The sequence below is a fragment of the Enterovirga sp. GCM10030262 genome, from assembly GCF_042666435.1.
In the GTDB taxonomy this organism is placed as follows: domain Bacteria; phylum Pseudomonadota; class Alphaproteobacteria; order Sphingomonadales; family Sphingomonadaceae; genus Allosphingosinicella.
In genome coordinates, this window is sequence record NZ_JBHTDC010000001.1 from 1,401,554 (window position 1) to 1,418,562 (window position 17,009).

The window sequence follows — 17,009 nt, forward strand, 5'->3', positions numbered from 1 at the left end:
TTCCCCGGAGGACAGAGGCGAAGCGCGTCGCCATCAGAACAGGATTCGCGTCCCGGCGTGGAGGCTGCGCTCGATACGCTGCGAGCGCTCGGGCTCGCCGCTTTCCTCGTGCGATGCGTGGAGCAGGTTGCGGCCCGCCACATAGAGCTCAAGATTGTCGCTAACGCGCCAGCCCAGGCGGGCGTCGGCCTCGACGTAGCTGTCGACGCGCGGACGCTCCAGATCGTCGACGGTGCGCAGGCCGACGTCGAGCTGGACGTTGTCGGCGACATCCATCTGGGAACGAACGAGGATCCTGAAATCGGGATCGTTGCCGGCCGATTCTCCGCCGGTGATGTCGATATGGCCGTCCTTTACCTTGAACGACTTGCCGAGGGTGGCGAGGCCTAACTTCATCCGCCACCAGGAGGCGACCTGTTGGGTGGCCCAGGCTTCGATGCCGTAGCTGTGGCCCTTGAGGCTGTTGCCGAGCATGATCGGAAGCCCGCCGTCGGGCGCGAATTCGGTTGTGCGCAGATCGTCGTAGATATTGTAGAAGAGCGAGACGGAGAGGGTGGTGGTGTCGGTCGGCTGTCCGCGATAGCCGGCCTCGATGGCCGTCAGTTTTTCGGACTGGAAGCTGGTGGCGGGCGCCAGGATCGGCAGCGCCTGAAGGTCGCGGTCGATCCGCGAGGGTGTGCGGACGGCCCGCGACACCGCCGACCAGAGCAGCACATCCTCGCTCGGCTGCCAGGCGAGCCGAAGGTTCGGAAGCACTTGCACCCCGGCGGACGACGACCGTTCGAGCTTGACCCCCGCCGTCAGCGTCAGCCGTTCGCCGAGCGCGACCTGGTCCTGGGCGAAGGCGTTGATGATCCACAGCCGCTCGCGTTCGGGATCGAGGACGAAGGGGTTGAGCCGGTTGATGAAGGCGTCGCGGGTCGTGCGCACGCCGGCGCCGAGCACGAAATCGTGCCGCCCGGCGGAGCCGCTATACTGGGCCTCGACGTCGAAGGTCTGGAGGGCGTCGCGCACCAGCACGAAGCGGCGGTTGAAATTGTCATAATAAGCTTGGAGCCGGAACGAGGAATCGTCGTCGATCCGGCGCGTCCAGCGGGCGAGCAAATTATGGCCCTTCTCGCCGTCGCCGCGGAAGATGTCGGTGCGGGTGTCGAATATGTCCCCTTGCAGGGTGAAGGCGTTGTCCGCCGAGCCCAGATCCGTGCGGAAGCCGGCCTGGAAGCCGGATGAGGCATCGTCTATGTCCGGCCCGGCGCCGTCGGGCTGGTCGCCGCGACGGGAATAATTGCCGTAGATCCGCATGGCGCCGTCGCCGACCGGGAAGCCGTAGCGCAGTGCGGCGGTGCCCTCGTTGGCGGCGAGCGTCCCGCGCGCGAGGCCGCCCAGCGTGTCCACGGCGTTCTTGGTCGTGATGTTGATGACGCCATTCACCGCATTGGGGCCAAACAACGTCCCGCCGGGGCCGCTCACCACTTCGATCTGTTCGATATCCTCCATCACCGGGGAATGGAGTTCCCAGAAGATCGCGGAGAAAAGCGGCGTGTAGATGCTGCGGCCGTCGATCAGCGCGAGCATCTTGTTGGCGGTCTCATAGCCGTTGAAGCCGCGCGCGCTGATCGCATATTGGCGCGAATCGATCTGCTGCAGCTGGAGATTGGGCGCCAGTCGCAGCGCTTCCGGCAGCGATGTCGCCGACGAGCGCAGGATATCCTCGTTGGTGATGACGTAGATCGCGGCCGGCGCTTCGCTCAGCGGCTCCGGCCGTTTCGAAACCGACGTGACCTGGACCTGCGCCAGCTCCTCGATCGACAAATCGCGGAGCTCGGCCACGCTCTGCGCCGCGCCGGCAGAAGGGATCGAAGCGGCGCTCCCCGCCAGAAGAAACGCCACCGCCGCGCGGCGCATCTGTGCGGCCTTAATCGAATGCATCGGATTCAGAATCCCCCGGACAGGCGTTCGCCCGCCCCATGCGAACGAGCCCATCCGCCATAAGCAACCCGGCAATGCGCAATTCGTTGCTTCCCCGATATATTTTCCCTTCGGCCACTTTAGCGCGGAAAATTGGAGCAAGGGAAGTTTCGCCTAGGCGGCTTGCGCGATCGGCCGGGAAATCCGATGGTCGCGCGTCAGCGAAGGGAAGCCGCTTATGTCCCGCGACGAGCGCATCGATGCCTATATCGCCCGCCAGGCCAATTTCGCGCGGCCAATCCTCGAGCATCTGCGGGCGGCGGTCCACGCGGCCTGCCCCTCATGCGAGGAGACGCTGAAATGGAGCGCGCCCACCTTCATGTACGGCAAGGAGCAACTGGCGATGATGGCCGCGTTCAAGGCGCACGCGACCTTCGGCTTCTGGAAAGGCAGCCTGGTCGTCGGCGAGAATGACCGGCAGACGAGCGCGATGGGTCAGTTCGGCCGGCTGACCTCTGTCGCCGACCTTCCCGACGACGAGACGCTGCACACGCTGATCCGGAAGGCCATGGCGCTGACCGATGCCGGCGTGAAGCCCGCTCGCGCCAAGCATCCCAAGCCGCCGATCGCCGTTCCCGACGACCTGCGCGCGGCGCTCGACGCAGAGTCCAAGGCGTCGGCGACCTTCGACGCCTTTCCGCCAGGCGCGCGGCGCGACTATCTCGAATGGATCACCGAGGCGAAGCAGGCGGCGACGCGCGACAAGCGCATCGCCCAGGCGGTGGAATGGATGGCCGAAGGCAAGAAGCGCAACTGGAAGTATGAGAAGTGTTGAAACGCCATTGAGCCTTGATCGCGCCCGCGTCGGGGACCACATGGAACCCATGCTGATCCAGACCGAACCGACGCCCAATCCGGCGACCCTCAAATTCCTGCCTGGCGAGACCGTGATGAGCGGCGGGACGCGCGATTTCGCGACGCCGGAGGAAGCCGAAGCCTCACCGCTCGCCGAGGCGATCTTTTCGACCGGCGATGTCGACGGCGTGTTCTTCGGCCGCGACTTCATTTCCGTGACCGCCGCGCCGAGCGTCGAATGGCGGGATCTCAAACTGCAGATACTGAGCGTTCTGCTCGATCATTTCTCGAGCGGCGCGCCCCTGTTCAAGCCGGGCAGCGCAGGCGGCATCGCGGTCGCGCCCGCTTTGGCGATGGACGACAATCCCGAGGATGCGGAGGTCGTCGCCCAGATCAAGGAGCTGGTCGAAACGCGAGTCCGGCCGGCGGTCGCCCAGGACGGCGGCGACATCGTCTATCGCGGCTTCCAGGGCGGCACCGTCTTCCTGGCGCTGCACGGCGCCTGCTCGGGCTGCCCGTCGTCGACGATGACGTTGAAGCAGGGCATCGAAAGCCTGCTCAAACATTATGTGCCCGAGGTTGAAGCCGTCGAAGCGGTCTAGGCGGCGATGCTGCTGGCGATCGACAGCACGACCGCCGCCTGCTCGACCGCGCTCGTCGATGGCGAGCGCCTGATCGACGAACGGCACGAACTGGTCGGCCGCGGCCATGCCGAGCGGCTGATGCCGATGATCGACGAGATGCTCGCGGGGAGGCGCCCTCTCGGCATCCTCGTCGATTGCGGGCCAGGCAGCTTCACCGGCGTCCGCGTCGGCCTTGCCGCGGCGCACGGCCTGGCGATCGGCTGGGGGATTCCCCTTTACGGTTATTCGGCCATGGCCCTGGTCGCGACCGGCGAACCGGCCGATCAATTCGCGGTTGCGCTGGAGGGCGGACATGGGCAGCTTTTCGTGCAAAGCTATGGCCGTGAACCGCTCCAGTCCCGCGACCCCCTTCGCTCGCTGCCGCCGCAGGAAGCGGCCGCGGCGATATCGGCGCGACTCGTCCTGGGCTCGGGCGCGGAGGCGCTGGTGAAGGCGCGAGGCTTCGGGGAGGCGAAGGCCGCGGAGCTTCGCGCGGCCAATGCGCGCCGGCTTCCGGCGGCCCTGCGAAGCCTTCCCCCCAAGCCGATCTACGGCCGCGCGCCCGACGCCAAGCCGATGCCATGACGCCCCCCGAGGTCAGCATCGCGGAAGGCGGCATCCTCGATCTCGATTCGGTGATGCGCGTCATGGACGATAGTTTCGACCCCGCTTTCGGCGAAGCCTGGACGGCACCCCAATGCGCCGGCCTGATGCCGATGCCGGGCGTGTGGCTGAGCCTTGCCCGCGCCGGCGACGAAGTCGTCGGGTTCGCGCTTGGCCGATTCGTCGTCAACGAGGCCGAATTGCTGCTGCTGGCGATCAAGCGAGATGCGCAGGGACGGGGCATCGGGCAGTCGCTGCTCGACCGGTTCATCTCGATCGCCACGTCGCGCGGAGCCGAGCGGCTCCACCTTGAGGTCCGCGAAGGAAATCATGCAGTTAAGCTTTACTCCCGGGCGGGGTTTATCGAAGTCGGCCGGCGCGGCGGCTATTATAGCGGCCGCGACGGACAGGTTTACGACGCCCTGACGCTCGCCAGATCCGCGGCGCCATAATCCAGACTCCCTCGCGTCCTCCGGAATTTCGCTTGTAAAACGGGCCGGAAGGGACGATTTGCGCCCGCAGGACCAGTTCCCCCAGCAACATCTATTCGGAGGCTCGACAGGCTGACCATGGAAAATAGCGACAACATGAATGAAATTCTTGTCACGCTGACCGCTGACATCGTGTCCGCGCATGTGAGCAACAACAGCGTGGCGGTGAACGATCTTCCGACGCTGATCCAGAACGTGCACGGCGCCCTTTCCGGACTTGGAGCGCGCGAGGAAGTGCCGGAAGTGAAGCAGGAACCGGCGGTTTCAATCCGCTCTTCGGTGAAACCGGACTATATCGTCTGCCTCGAGGACGGCAAGAAACTGAAGATGCTGAAGCGCCATCTGATGACCCATTATCAGATGACGCCGGACGAATACCGCCAGAAGTGGAACCTCAACGCCGACTATCCGATGGTCGCGCCCAACTATGCCGAGCAGCGCCGCGCGCTGGCCAAGAAGATCGGGCTCGGCACCAAGCGCCGGCGGACCGCGAGGAAGTAAGCCATTGCGCCGGGGCTCCTGAGCGGGCCCCGGCCGCTTTGACCTCCCCGCTTTATTGGCTAAAGCCACGACATGACACGCAGGATCGACATCGAGGCGCTGTGCGCCGAAAAGGGGCTCAGGATCACCGAGCAGAGACGGGTGATCGCCCGCGTGCTTTCGGAATCCGATGACCATCCCGACGTCGAGAGGCTGCATGAGCGCGCCTCCGCGATCGACAGCGGCATCTCGATCGCCACCGTCTACCGCACCGTTCGCCTGTTCGAGGAAGCCGGCATCCTGGAGCGGCACGATTTCGGCGACGGGCGCTCGCGCTACGAAGCCGCGGCCGAGACCCACCACGACCATCTGATCGACGTCGAGACCGGGAATGTCCTCGAATTCGTCGACGACGAGCTCGAAGCGTTGCAAAGGCGCATCGCCGAGAAGCTGGGCTTCCGCCTCGTCGACCACCGCATGGAGCTTTACGGCGTCTCCCTCGACCGCGACAAATAAGGCCGCGCGATGCGGCTGACGCTGCGGGTCGGCGCGATGGTGGCGGGGCTGCTATTCTGCCTTCCTTTCCATTATGCTTGGCGGCTTTTCGGACGGCCGTCGCCCTGGCCGAGGGCATTCCTCGCCTGGGTGGCGCGCGCGGCCGGAATGCGCGCCCGGATCGTCGGCACGCCCCGGCGCCGCCATGTCTTGTTCGTCTCCAACCATCTGAGCTGGCTCGACATCATGCTGATCGCCGGCGCCACCGGAGCGGCCTTCGTGTCCAAGGAAGAGGTCGCGCGCTGGCCGGTGTTCGGATGGCTAGCGCGGCTGAACGGCACGATCTTCGTCGCCCGGGCGGATCGGCGCGCGGTCAAGGGTCAGGCGGACGCGCTGCGCGCGGCGCTGGCCACCGGGCAGCCGGTCGCCTTGTTCCCGGAAGGCACGACCGCCGGCGGAGAAGAGGTGCTGCCGTTCCGCGCCAGCCTGCTCGCCTCGGTGATGCCGCCGCTGCCGGGCCTCATGGTCCAGCCGGTGGCGATCGATTACGGCGCGGCGGCGACACAAATCGCCTGGGTCGGCGACGAGCCGGCGGCGGATAATGCCAAGCGTGTCCTCGCCCGCAAGGGCGCGACCATGGTCACTTTGCGCTTCCTCGATCCGATCGACCCGCACGCGCTGCCGGACCGCAAGGCACTGGCCGAAGCGGCGCGGGCGCGGATCGTCGCCGCGCTCGGGTTCGACGCTTCCGCCGCCCGCCCCGATCCCCTATAGGCGCTGCGATGAACCATCCCGATCCCAAGACCTTTCACGTCAAATCCTTCGGCTGCCAGATGAACGTCTATGACGGCGACCGGATGACGGAGCTGCTCGAATCGCGAGGCCTGGTCGCGGCCGAGGGAGGCGAGGCCGATCTGGTCGTGCTCAACACCTGCCATATCCGCGAGCGCGCGGCCGAGAAGGTCTATTCGGACATCGGCCGCCTCAACCGCAAGGACGGCTCGCGGCCGATGATCGCGGTGGCCGGCTGCGTCGCGCAGGCCGAAGGCGCGGAAATCCCGCGCCGCGCGCCGAGCGTCGATATCGTGGTCGGGCCGCAGGCCTATCATCGCCTGCCCGATCTGATCGCCCGGGCCGCGCGTGGCGGGCGAGCGCTCGACACCGACATGCCGATCGAATCCAAGTTCGGCGCTTTGCCCGCGCGGCGCAGGCCGGGGCCGACGGCGTTCCTGACCGTGCAGGAAGGCTGCGACAAATTCTGCACCTATTGCGTCGTCCCTTATACGCGCGGCGCCGAGGTGTCGCGAAGCTGGCGGGCGGTGGTCGACGAGGCGAAGGCGCTGGTCGAGCGCGGCGCGCGCGAGATCACCCTGCTCGGCCAGAACGTAAACGCCTGGGAAGGCGAGGACGAGACAGGGCGCTGCCAGGGCCTGGACGGGCTGATCCGCGCGCTCGATGCGCTGCCGGGGCTGGAGCGGATCCGCTACACGACCAGCCACCCCAACGACATGAACGAGGCCCTCATCCGCGCCCATGGCGAGGTCGGCAAGCTGATGCCCTTCCTCCATTTGCCGGTGCAGTCGGGCAGCGACCGGGTGCTCAAGGCGATGAACCGCAGCCACACGACGTCGAGCTACCTTTCCGTCATCGAACGGGTCCGGGCCGAGCGCCCCGATATCGCGCTTTCGGGCGATTTCATCGTCGGCTTCCCCGGCGAGACCGACGCCGAGTTCGAGGACACGTTGAAAATCGTGCGCGAGGTGAACTACGCGCAGGCTTACTCGTTCAAATATTCGCCGCGGCCGGGAACCCCCGCCGCCGACATGGATGGACAGGTGCCGCCAGAGGTGATGGACGAGAGGCTGCAGAGGCTGCAGGCGGAGATCAACGCGCACCAGCTCGCCTTCAACCGGGCCAGCGTGGGTCGGCGCACGTCGGTGCTGCTCGAGCGCCGCGGCAAGAAACCGGGGCAGCTCATCGGCAAATCGCCCTGGCTGCAATCGGTGCATCTGGAAACGCAGGCGGGGATTGGCGATCTGGTGGATGTGGAGATTGTGTCGGCAGGCCCGAACAGCATTGGCGGCATTCAGCTCCCCGGCGAAAGCCGGGGTCCAGCGATGGTAGCCGCCTGATGCCGCAGAAGAAGGCCAGCGAAGCGCCGCCGCCCCGCGCGCGGCTGGAAATCGAGTTCGAGCAGCCGCATCTGCTGGGACCGTTGTTCGGCGAGTTCGACCGTAATCTGGTGGCGATCGAGGATCGGCTCGGCGTCTATATCGCGGCGCGCGGCAACCGCGTCCAGATCGAGGGCGAGCCCGAGGCGGCCGCGCGCGCGCGCGACGTGCTCACCGGGCTCTACAACCGGCTCGATCAGGGCCAGGACATAGACGCGGGGGCGGTCGACGCGGTCATCGCGATGGCGGGACAGCCTACTTTGGAGGGTATCATCGCCCAGGATGTCGCCGAACCGCCCAAGGTGATGATCCGCACCCGCAAGAAGACGATCGTCCCGCGCTCCAAGGCGCAGGCCGTCTATATGGAAGCTTTGGCCCGCGACGACATGATCTTCGCATTGGGGCCCGCCGGCACCGGCAAGACCTATCTCGCCGTCGCGCAGGCGGTACAGCAATTGATCGGCGGCTCGGTCGACCGCCTGATCCTCTCGCGCCCCGCGGTCGAGGCGGGCGAGCGTCTGGGCTTCCTGCCCGGCGACATGAAGGAGAAGGTCGACCCCTATCTGCGCCCCCTGTACGACGCGCTCTACGACATGCTGCCGACCGAGCAGGTCGAGCGGCGCATCGCCTCGGGAGAGATCGAGATCGCGCCGATCGCCTTCATGCGCGGCCGCACCCTGAGCGACGCGTTCGTGATCCTCGACGAAGCGCAGAACACCACGCCGATGCAGATGAAGATGTTCCTCACCCGTTTCGGGATGAGGAGCCGCATGGTCATCTGCGGCGATCCCAAGCAGGTCGATCTGCCCGACGTCGGCAAGTCCGGGCTCGCCGACGCGGTTGCCAAGCTCGAGGGCATTCCCAAGATCGCCACCGTCCGTTTCGGCGCCGGCGACGTGGTTCGCCATCCGCTGGTCGGCAGGATCGTCGATGCTTATGAAGGGCCGGCGGAATGAGCGCGCCCCAGATCAATTCCTCCCCCCTTGTGGGGGAGGGTAGGGTGGGGGGTGCCGTCCGAAGGACGGCGCGCAGCTTCGCTGCGCACCCCCTCCCCTGGCCCTCCCCACAAGGGGGAGGGGGAAGGTGGCGCTCATGATCCTGGTCGAGGCCGGCGCCGGCGAGGAATGGGACAGTCGCACCGACTGGGAGGAGCTTGCCGAGCGCGCGGTGCTGTCCGCCGTCGCCAGCAGCAGCCACGCCGCGCTCAACAATAGCGAACTCGCCGTCGAGGTCTCGGTAAAGTTCACCGACGACGCGGAGTTGAAGGCGCTGAACGCCGCCTATCGCAACAAGGGAAGCGCGACCAACGTCCTCTCCTTCCCGATGTTCGCGGCCGAACTGCTCGACCAGATCGTCACGGCCGACGGCGGCGAGGTCCTGCTCGGCGACGTGGTGCTCGCCCATGGCGTCTGCGCGGCCGAGGCGGCCGACAAGGGCATAGCGGTCGAAACCCATGCCGCGCATCTCGTCGTCCATGGCACGCTTCATCTTTTAGGCTATGACCACGAGACCAGCGACGACGACGCCGAGACCATGGAGAAGGTGGAGCGCGAGGCGCTGTCCGCCATCGGAATCGCCGACCCCTATGCAGTGACTGAGGTTCAAACCCACTGATATGCCAGACGACAGCAGTAGCGGCGCCCAGGAGAATGGGCGAAGTTTCTGGAGCGGCCTGAGGGCGCTCCTGTTCGGCGACGAAAGCGAAGCCACGCTCCGCGACCAGATCGAGGAAGCGATCGAGAATCATGAAGGCGAGGTGCCGCGATTGGGCGACCTGACGCCCGTCGAGCGGCAGATGCTGCGGAACCTCCTTGATTTCGGCGAGAGCACGGCCGGGGACATAGCGGTGCCGCGCGGCGACATCATCGCCGTGCCCGCGTCGATCGACTTCGACGGGCTGGTGGCGGCCTTCACGGATGCGGGCCACAGCCGGCTTCCGCTCTACGAGGACAGCCTCGACCGGGTGATCGGCATGGTCCACATCAAGGACGTGTTCGCGCTCCAGGTCACCGACGCCGCCCCGCCCGACGACATGAGGACGTTGATCCGCGCGCCCCTGTTCGTGCCCGAATCGATGGGCGTGCTCGATCTGCTCGCCCGGATGCGGGCGGAGCGCGTCCATCTCGCCATCGTCGTCGACGAGTTTGGCGGCACCGAGGGTCTCGTCACGATCGAGGATGTCGTCGAGGAGATTGTTGGCGAGATCGAGGACGAACATGACGAGGAAGCGCCGGGCATGCTGATCCCGGTCGAGGACGGCATCTGGGATGCCGACGGGCGCGCCGAGCTGGAGGAGGTCGCCGAGACGATCGACGCGCGGCTGGCCATGGTCGAGGAGGATGTCGACACTCTGGGCGGGCTCGCCTTCGTGCTGGCGGGCCATGTGCCGCGGCAAGGCGAGATCGTCGAGCATTCGAGCGGCTGGCGCCTCGAAGTGACCGACAGCGATTCGCGCCGGGTCAACCGGCTGCGGCTGCACGCGCCGGAGACGGCAGCCATCCCGGAATAGGAAGCGGCCTGCTGGGGGCGGGAGCCACGAATTTGACCTCCGCGCGATAAGGCGCGATGGCCGGTGCGATTTCCTCACCCATCAGGGGACGATGTTTGGCGACCACGATCGAAGAGCTTGAGGCGCGGCGCGAGCAGGCCCGCGCGGGCGGCGGCGAAAAGCGCGTCGCGGCGCAGCATGCCAAGGGGCGGCTGACCGCGCGCGAACGGCTCGACGTGCTGCTCGATGAAGGCAGCTTCGAAGAATATGACATGTTCGTCGAGCACAATTGCGCCGACTTCGGCATGGAGACGCAGAAGTTCCCGGGCGATGGCGTCGTCACCGGCTCCGGCACGATCAACGGCCGCCTCGTCTATGTCTTCGCGCAGGATTTCACCGTGTTCGGCGGTTCACTCTCCGAGCGGCACGCGCAGAAGATCTGCAAGATCATGGACATGGCGATGAAGGTCGGCGCGCCCGTCATCGGTTTGAACGATAGCGGCGGGGCGCGCATCCAGGAGGGCGTGGCGAGCCTCGGCGGCTATGCAGAGGTGTTCCAGAGGAACGTGCTCGCCTCCGGCGTCGTGCCCCAGCTCAGCCTCATCATGGGCCCCTGCGCGGGCGGCGCGGTCTATTCGCCGGCGATGACCGACTTCATCTTCATGGTGAAGGATTCGTCCTACATGTTCGTCACCGGCCCGGACGTGGTGAAGACCGTCACCAACGAAGTGGTGACTCAGGAGGAACTGGGCGGCGCCGTCACCCACACGACCAAGTCGGGCGTCGCCGACGTCGCTTTCGAGAACGACATCGAGGCCTTGCTGGCGACCCGCGACTTCTTCGACTTCCTGCCGCTCTCGAACCGCCACGATTTGCCGACGCGGCCGACCACCGACCCCTGGGACCGGCACGAGGACAGCCTCGACACCCTGATCCCCGACAGCGCCAACAAACCCTATGACATGCACGAACTGATCCGGAAGACGCTCGACGAGGGCGATTTCTTCGAGGTGCAGCCGGCGCATGCCGCCAACATCATCTGCGGCTTCGGCCGGATCGAGGGCCGTACCGTCGGCATCGTAGCCAACCAGCCGATGGTGCTGGCCGGCGTGCTCGACATCAAATCGTCGAAGAAGGCCGCGCGGTTCGTGCGCTTCTGCGACGCGTTCGAAATCCCGATCGTCACCTTCGTCGACGTGCCCGGCTTCCTCCCCGGCGTCGCCCAGGAGCATGACGGCATCATCAAGAACGGCGCCAAACTGCTCTTCGCCTATGCCGAGGCGACCGTGCCCAAGATCACCGTCATCACCCGCAAGGCCTATGGCGGCGCCTATGACGTCATGGCGAGCAAGCACCTCCGCGGCGATTTGAACTACGCCTGGCCCTCGGCCGAAATCGCCGTGATGGGCGCCAAGGGCGCGGTCGAGATCATCTTCCGCAAGGACATAGGCGACCCCGAAAAGATCGCCGCCCGCACCGCCGAATATGAAGCGCAATTCGCCAACCCCTTCGTCGCCGCGAGCAAGGGCTTCATCGACGAGGTGATCATGCCCCACTCCACGCGGCGGCGGATCGCGCTGGGGTTACGGAAATTGCGCGACAAGCAGCTCGAGAATCCGTGGAAAAAACACGACAACATTCCGCTTTAGGATTTTGTAGTGAGCAAACTTCCGAAATGGTTCTGGTATGCAGTGGGAGCAGCCCAAGTGGTCGCGACTATCTACATCTATCCAGAGGCCGCATTGGATCTTCAGCCTTCTAACCCTTTTGAACTCGAACCAGGCGTACTTGGGACTGCAATCGTTGCCGCGATCCGTGCCGTGCCTTACACTCTCATGATCGCTGCGGTCCTTTACCTTCTCGCGTGTCACGAGGCCGGAAAGAAAATAAGCGAATTTGCTGGGCAGACGGTCGGCCTGATATTCTTAGCAGCAGTCGGGCTTGGTGTGCTTTCCGCCCTGCTCTCGCCTAGCAGTTGCAGTAGTAATCCTAGTCAGGAATATCGCGCACGATGATGCCTGTACGCTTGAATCAAATCGGAATAGCGACTTCGCGATTGATAATAGTATGAAATTGCGCGGTCGTTTAGCCTGGTTTGTTGGCATCGGCGTCGTAGTGGCCGTGTTATCGGGATGCGATCAGGTGTCTGATGAGCAGGCGAACCAAGTCGCGCCTTCTGAGCCTGCGGGTGAAATCGATGCGCCCCCGCAACACGCCGTGCGCTCTCTTCCGATGGGAGAGCAGCGCGCCCGCGCCTTTCAGGCGGCGTTCAGCGGCGAGGGGAGCCCGGTCGTTGAGGTCGACGACCAGCGGCTGCGCTATTCGCCGGGCCGGCTCGTCTGGATCGGGGATCGCGCGGTGCTGCTCAGTCCCGGAAAGAATCTGGACAAATGCCACGCCTGCGCGGGGGCGCTGGCGATCCATTATCTGGAGCCCTCGGGCGACGGCTTCCGCGTCACCGGAAGCTGGCCGGCTTTGGTTCAGGGTTCGGGCTATGGCGATCCGCCGTCCGACTGGAGCCTGTCCGACCGGTTCGCCGAATATCCGGTCCTGATCGAGGAAGGCGGCTATACGGCGCAGGGCTGCACCTCGGGCGGCGTGACCCTGACCGAGCTGAAGCCCGAGCGGCCGGTCCAGTCCGCCCTCATCCGCACGATCTATTCCAACCAGAGCGGCTTCGGCGCGGACAACGGCACCGAGATCGACGGCGAGATCGTCAACATCCAGAAGGGCGTTTCGTTCGACGTGGCCTATTCAGGATCGCGCGCCTTCACCGAGACGTGGGTGCGCTGGGGCGACACGTTCGAACCCCGCGGAGAAACGAGGATGCCGCAATGTTAGGGTGCTTGAACCATGTACGGGTCGTCACTTCATCAATCCTCCCCTTAGAAGGGAGGTGGCTCGCGAAGCGAGACGGAGGGGTGTCGGCGTATGAAGGAGAGCTGAGCACCCTTTCACGGACGCTGATACCCCTCCACCGCCTTCGGCGGTCCCCCTCCCCTTTCAGGGGAGGATTGTGATGAAACTCGGCCGCCTCAATCATGTCGGCGTCGCCACGCCGTCGATCGAGAAGAGCATCGCGCTTTATCGCGACATGCTCGGCGCGACGAAGGTCCACGCGCCGTTCGACCTGCCGCCGCAGGGAGTGCGGGTGTGCTTCGTCGATACGCCCAACAGCCAGATCGAGCTGATCGAGCCCTTGGGCGAGAGTTCGCCGCTGCACGGCTTCCTCGCGAAAAACCCGGCGGGCGGGCAGCATCATGTCTGCTTCGAGGTGCCCGATATCCACGCCGCCAAGGCCGAAATGGAGGCAAAGGGCGCCAAGGTGCTGGGCGAGCCCCGCATCGGCGCGCATGGCACGCCGGTGATCTTCGTGCATCCCAAGGATATGGGCGGCGTTCTGGTGGAGTTGATGGAGACGCCGAAAGAGGCGCATTGAGGTATTCAACCGCACCGTTCGTCCTGAGCTTGTCGAAGGGCCTTCTTTCTGTTTGGGGTGGAAGAGAAGGAACGGGCTTCGACAGGCTCAGCCCCAACGGTTTTGGATATGACTGACAAGAAACCCACTCACGCCGATTGGCAGGCCCTCGCTTCCAAGGAAGTGAAAGGGCGCGACGTTACCTGGCAGACGCCCGAGGGCATCGCCGTGAAGCCGCTCTACACGGCCGAGGATACGCGCGACATCGACCCCGGCCTTCCCGGCTTCGCGCCGTTCACGCGTGGGCCTTATGCCTCCATGTACACCGGCCGGCCCTGGACCATCCGCCAATATGCCGGCTTCTCGACCGCCGAGGAATCGAACGCCTTCTACCGCCGCAATCTCGCCGCCGGGCAGAAGGGCCTCAGCGTCGCCTTCGATCTCGCCACCCATCGCGGCTATGACAGCGACCATCCACGCGTCACCGGCGATGTCGGCAAGGCGGGCGTCGCGATCGACTCTGTCGAGGACATGAAGATCCTGTTCGACGGCATTCCGCTGGGTGACATGTCCGTCTCCATGACGATGAACGGCGCGGTGCTGCCGGTGCTCGCTTTCTACATCGTCGCCGCGGAGGAGCAGGGCGTCGGCCAGGACCGGCTTTCGGGCACGATCCAGAACGACATTTTGAAAGAGTTCGCGGTTCGCAACACCTATATCTATCCGCCCGAGCCCTCGATGCGGATCGTCGCCGACATTATCGGCTACACGTCGCGCCACATGCCGCGCTTCAACTCGATCTCGATCAGCGGCTATCATATGCAAGAGGCCGGGGCGACGGCGGTGCAGGAGCTTGCCTTCACGCTGGCCGACGGCGCCGAATATGTCCGGACGGCGATGGCGACCGGGCTCGCCGTCGACGCCTTCGCGCCGCGCCTCAGCTTCTTCTTCGCGATCGGCATGAACTTCTTCATGGAGATCGCCAAGCTGCGCGCCGCACGGCTGCTGTGGCACCGGATCATGGACGGATTCGGGGCAAGCAACGAAAAATCGAAGATGCTGCGCACCCATTGCCAGACATCGGGCGTCAGCCTCACCGAGCAGGATCCCTATAACAACGTCATCCGCACCACCGTCGAAGCGATGGCGGCGGTGCTGGGCGGCACCCAGTCGCTCCACACCAACAGCTTCGACGAGGCGATCGCGCTCCCCACCGACACCAGCGCCCGCATCGCCCGCAACACCCAGCTCGTCATCGCCGAGGAGACGGGCATCACCAACGTCGCCGATCCGCTGGGCGGAAGCTATTATGTCGAGGCGCTGACCAAGGAGCTGGCCGACAAGGCCTGGGCCTTGATCGAGGAAGTGGAGGCGATGGGCGGCATGACCGCCGCGGTGGCCGCAGGCATGCCCAAGCGCCGCATCGAGGAAGCATCGGCCGCCCGCGCCGCCCGCGTGGACCGGGGCGAGGACGTGATCGTCGGCGTCAACCGCTACCGCCTGAAGGACGAGGCTCCGCTCGACATATTGGAGGTGGACAACGCGAAGGTCCGCGCCGGCCAGATCGCGCGCATCGAGAAGGTCCGGGCGGAGCGGGACGAGAAGAGGGCATCGGGTGCGCTCGATGCCCTGCGCGAGGCCGCCCGCAACCCCCGCTCCGCTCGCCCTGAGACTGTCGAAGGGCTGTCCTTTTCTTCAGCCCCTGTGGAGGAAGGAAGGGCGGAGCTTCGACAAGCTCAGCCCGAACGGGTTTTGGGGAACAATCTTTTGGCCCTCTCCATCGAAGCCGCCCGCGCGCGCTGCACCTTGGGCGAAATCTCCGCCGCGATGGAGGATGTGTTCGGCCGCTACGATACGGTGCCGGAGCCGGTCAGCGGCATCTATGGCGGCGCCTATGCGGGCGACCCGCGCTGGGGCCAGGCAGAACAGGGCGTCGAGGCGGTCGGCCGCCGTCTCGGCCGCAAGCCCCGCTTGCTCGTCGCCAAGATGGGCCAGGACGGCCACGACCGCGGCGCCAACCTCGTCGCCTCAGCCTTCGCCGATCTGGGCTTCGAGGTCGTTCCCGGTCCGCTCTTTCAGACGCCAGAGGAAAGCGCGCGGATGGCCGTGGAAAAAGACGTCGACGTCGTCGGCGCCTCCAGCCTCGCCGCCGGACACAAGACTTTGGTACCGGAGCTGATCGGCCATCTCCGCGACATGGGCCGCGCCGACATCAAGGTCGTCGTCGGCGGCGTCATCCCCGCCCAGGATTACGACATGCTGCGCGAGGCGGGCGTCCAGGCCATTTTTGGCCCCGGCACCAACCTTGTCGATGCGGCCGGCGAAGTGCTGAAGCTGCTCGGCCACAATCTACCGCCGATCGAGGAAGCGGCGGAATGAGTTTTGTTGCAGCGAGTTCCCCGGCGAAAGCCGGGGCCCAGTCGGGCGCTGAAACTGGACCCCGGCTTTCGCCGGGGCACGTGCGGTCGGATTGGTCCCGCGAGGAAATCCGGGCGCTGTTCGACCTCCCCTTCCTCGACCTCCTGTTCCAGGCCCAGCCGGTCCACCGCGCCTGGCACGTCGCCAACGAAGTCCAGCTCTCCACCCTGCTCTCGATCAAGACCGGCGGCTGCCCGGAGGATTGCGGTTATTGCAGCCAGTCGGCCTTCGCCCAATCGGGCCTGAAGGCCGAGAAACTGATGGACGTGGACGCGGTGCTCACCGCCGCGGCCGAGGCGAAGGCGGCGGGATCGGGTCGCTTCTGCATGGGCGCGGCGTGGCGCAATCCCAAGGATCGGGACATGGACGCGCTCTGCGCCATGGTCTCGGGCGTCAAGGCGATGGGACTGGAGACCTGCATGACCCTGGGCATGCTGGACCGCGACCAAGCCGACCGCCTCCACGAAGCGGGTCTCGATTATTACAACCACAATCTCGATACCTCGCCGGAATATTATAGCGCGGTCATCACGACCCGCACCTATGAGGACCGGCTGGAGACGCTGAACCACTTCCGCGCGTCGGGCATGTCGGTCTGCTGCGGCGGCATCGTCGGCATGGGCGAGAGCCGCGATGACCGGGTCGGCTTCCTCCACGCGCTGGCGACTCTCCCCGCCCATCCCGAAAGCGTGCCGATCAACGCTTTGGTGCCGGTCGAGGGCACGGTGCTCGGCGACATGCTCGCCGGCACGCCGCTGGCGAAGATCGACGATATCGAGTTCGTCCGCACCGTCGCCGTCGCCCGCATCACGATGCCGGGCGCGATGGTCCGCCTCTCCGCCGGCCGCGAGAGCATGGGAGAGGCGACCCAAGCCCTCTGCTTCCTCGCCGGCGCCAACAGCATCTTCACCGGCGACAAGCTCCTCACCACCGGCAATGCGGGCTCCAGCGCGGATGCGGCTTTGTTCGAGAAGCTGGGGCTTCGGCCGATGACGAGCGAAGAGCCGGCAAGGATGGCGGCGGAGTGATCTTTTTTCCCGAGAGGATTATGTTCTCTAG

The 17,009-nt window shown here is 65.7% G+C and carries 18 protein-coding genes; 17 read left to right on the forward strand and 1 reads right to left on the reverse strand.

Annotated features, from left to right (window positions below; translation table 11 throughout):
• Window positions 1–33 precede the first annotated feature (33 nt).
• A complete protein-coding gene (locus tag ACFQRC_RS06865) occupies window positions 34–1,929 on the reverse strand; it encodes a TonB-dependent receptor plug domain-containing protein (protein ID WP_379959289.1) in 1,896 nt (631 codons plus the stop codon).
• A gap of 217 nt (window positions 1,930–2,146) precedes the next feature.
• Here ACFQRC_RS06865 and ACFQRC_RS06870 point away from each other — a divergent pair, with 217 nt between their 5' ends.
• The 17 genes from ACFQRC_RS06870 (at window position 2,147) to bioB (ending at window position 16,978) form a co-directional block, all read left to right on the forward strand.
• Complete coding sequence (locus ACFQRC_RS06870; protein ID WP_379959291.1) at window positions 2,147–2,743, forward strand: YdeI family protein; 597 nt, start codon at window positions 2,147–2,149, stop codon at window positions 2,741–2,743.
• A 49-nt stretch (window positions 2,744–2,792) separates the two neighbouring features.
• Window positions 2,793–3,365, forward strand: a complete 573-nt coding sequence (locus ACFQRC_RS06875; RefSeq protein WP_379959293.1) for a NifU family protein — start codon at window positions 2,793–2,795, stop codon at window positions 3,363–3,365.
• A gap of 6 nt (window positions 3,366–3,371) precedes the next feature.
• The gene (tsaB, locus tag ACFQRC_RS06880; protein ID WP_379959295.1) at window positions 3,372–3,971 is read left to right on the forward strand and encodes a tRNA (adenosine(37)-N6)-threonylcarbamoyltransferase complex dimerization subunit type 1 TsaB; all 600 of its coding nucleotides are present in this window, start codon (window positions 3,372–3,374) and stop codon (window positions 3,969–3,971) included.
• Window positions 3,968–4,441 carry a ribosomal protein S18-alanine N-acetyltransferase gene (gene rimI / locus ACFQRC_RS06885; protein ID WP_379959297.1) on the forward strand — a complete coding sequence of 158 codons (474 nt, stop codon included), beginning with the start codon at window positions 3,968–3,970 and terminating at the stop codon, window positions 4,439–4,441. Before tsaB ends, rimI begins: the two co-directional genes overlap by 4 nt.
• Window positions 4,442–4,576: 135 nt before the next feature.
• Window positions 4,577–4,981, forward strand: coding sequence for a MucR family transcriptional regulator (locus ACFQRC_RS06890; protein ID WP_379959299.1), 405 nt, complete (start codon window positions 4,577–4,579; stop codon window positions 4,979–4,981).
• Window positions 4,982–5,053: 72 nt separating this feature from the next.
• Window positions 5,054–5,476: a Fur family transcriptional regulator gene (locus ACFQRC_RS06895; protein ID WP_379959301.1), complete on the forward strand. Its 423-nt coding sequence runs from the start codon at window positions 5,054–5,056 to the stop codon at window positions 5,474–5,476.
• Between the two features lie 9 nt (window positions 5,477–5,485).
• Entirely contained in the window at window positions 5,486–6,229 is a 744-nt protein-coding gene (locus ACFQRC_RS06900) for a lysophospholipid acyltransferase family protein (protein ID WP_379959304.1), read from the forward strand.
• A gap of 8 nt (window positions 6,230–6,237) precedes the next feature.
• A complete protein-coding gene (gene miaB, locus ACFQRC_RS06905) occupies window positions 6,238–7,587 on the forward strand; it encodes a tRNA (N6-isopentenyl adenosine(37)-C2)-methylthiotransferase MiaB (protein WP_379959307.1) in 1,350 nt (449 codons plus the stop codon).
• Window positions 7,587–8,582, forward strand: a complete 996-nt coding sequence (locus ACFQRC_RS06910) for a PhoH family protein (RefSeq protein WP_379959309.1) — start codon at window positions 7,587–7,589, stop codon at window positions 8,580–8,582. Before miaB ends, ACFQRC_RS06910 begins: the two co-directional genes overlap by 1 nt.
• Before the next feature lie 136 nt (window positions 8,583–8,718).
• Window positions 8,719–9,240 (forward strand): rRNA maturation RNase YbeY, encoded by a 522-nt coding sequence (ybeY, locus tag ACFQRC_RS06915; protein ID WP_379960411.1) that lies wholly within the window; start codon window positions 8,719–8,721, stop codon window positions 9,238–9,240.
• Window position 9,241: 1 nt separating this feature from the next.
• Window positions 9,242–10,135 (forward strand): hemolysin family protein, encoded by an 894-nt coding sequence (locus tag ACFQRC_RS06920; RefSeq protein WP_379959311.1) that lies wholly within the window; start codon window positions 9,242–9,244, stop codon window positions 10,133–10,135.
• Between the two features lie 56 nt (window positions 10,136–10,191).
• Window positions 10,192–11,763, forward strand: a complete 1,572-nt coding sequence (locus tag ACFQRC_RS06925) for an acyl-CoA carboxylase subunit beta (RefSeq protein WP_379959313.1) — start codon at window positions 10,192–10,194, stop codon at window positions 11,761–11,763.
• Between the two features lie 9 nt (window positions 11,764–11,772).
• A complete protein-coding gene (locus tag ACFQRC_RS06930; RefSeq protein ID WP_379959315.1) occupies window positions 11,773–12,129 on the forward strand; it encodes a hypothetical protein in 357 nt (118 codons plus the stop codon).
• Window positions 12,130–12,331: 202 nt separating this feature from the next.
• The gene (locus ACFQRC_RS06935; RefSeq protein ID WP_379959317.1) at window positions 12,332–12,955 is read left to right on the forward strand and encodes a hypothetical protein; all 624 of its coding nucleotides are present in this window, start codon (window positions 12,332–12,334) and stop codon (window positions 12,953–12,955) included.
• Between the two features lie 178 nt (window positions 12,956–13,133).
• Window positions 13,134–13,553 (forward strand): methylmalonyl-CoA epimerase, encoded by a 420-nt coding sequence (gene mce / locus ACFQRC_RS06940; protein WP_379959319.1) that lies wholly within the window; start codon window positions 13,134–13,136, stop codon window positions 13,551–13,553.
• A 108-nt stretch (window positions 13,554–13,661) separates the two neighbouring features.
• Window positions 13,662–15,911 carry a methylmalonyl-CoA mutase gene (gene scpA / locus ACFQRC_RS06945; RefSeq protein WP_379959321.1) on the forward strand — a complete coding sequence of 750 codons (2,250 nt, stop codon included), beginning with the start codon at window positions 13,662–13,664 and terminating at the stop codon, window positions 15,909–15,911.
• Complete coding sequence (gene bioB / locus ACFQRC_RS06950; RefSeq protein WP_379959323.1) at window positions 15,908–16,978, forward strand: biotin synthase BioB; 1,071 nt, start codon at window positions 15,908–15,910, stop codon at window positions 16,976–16,978. The genes scpA and bioB overlap by 4 nt, the downstream gene beginning before the upstream one ends.
• Window positions 16,979–17,009 lie beyond the last annotated feature (31 nt).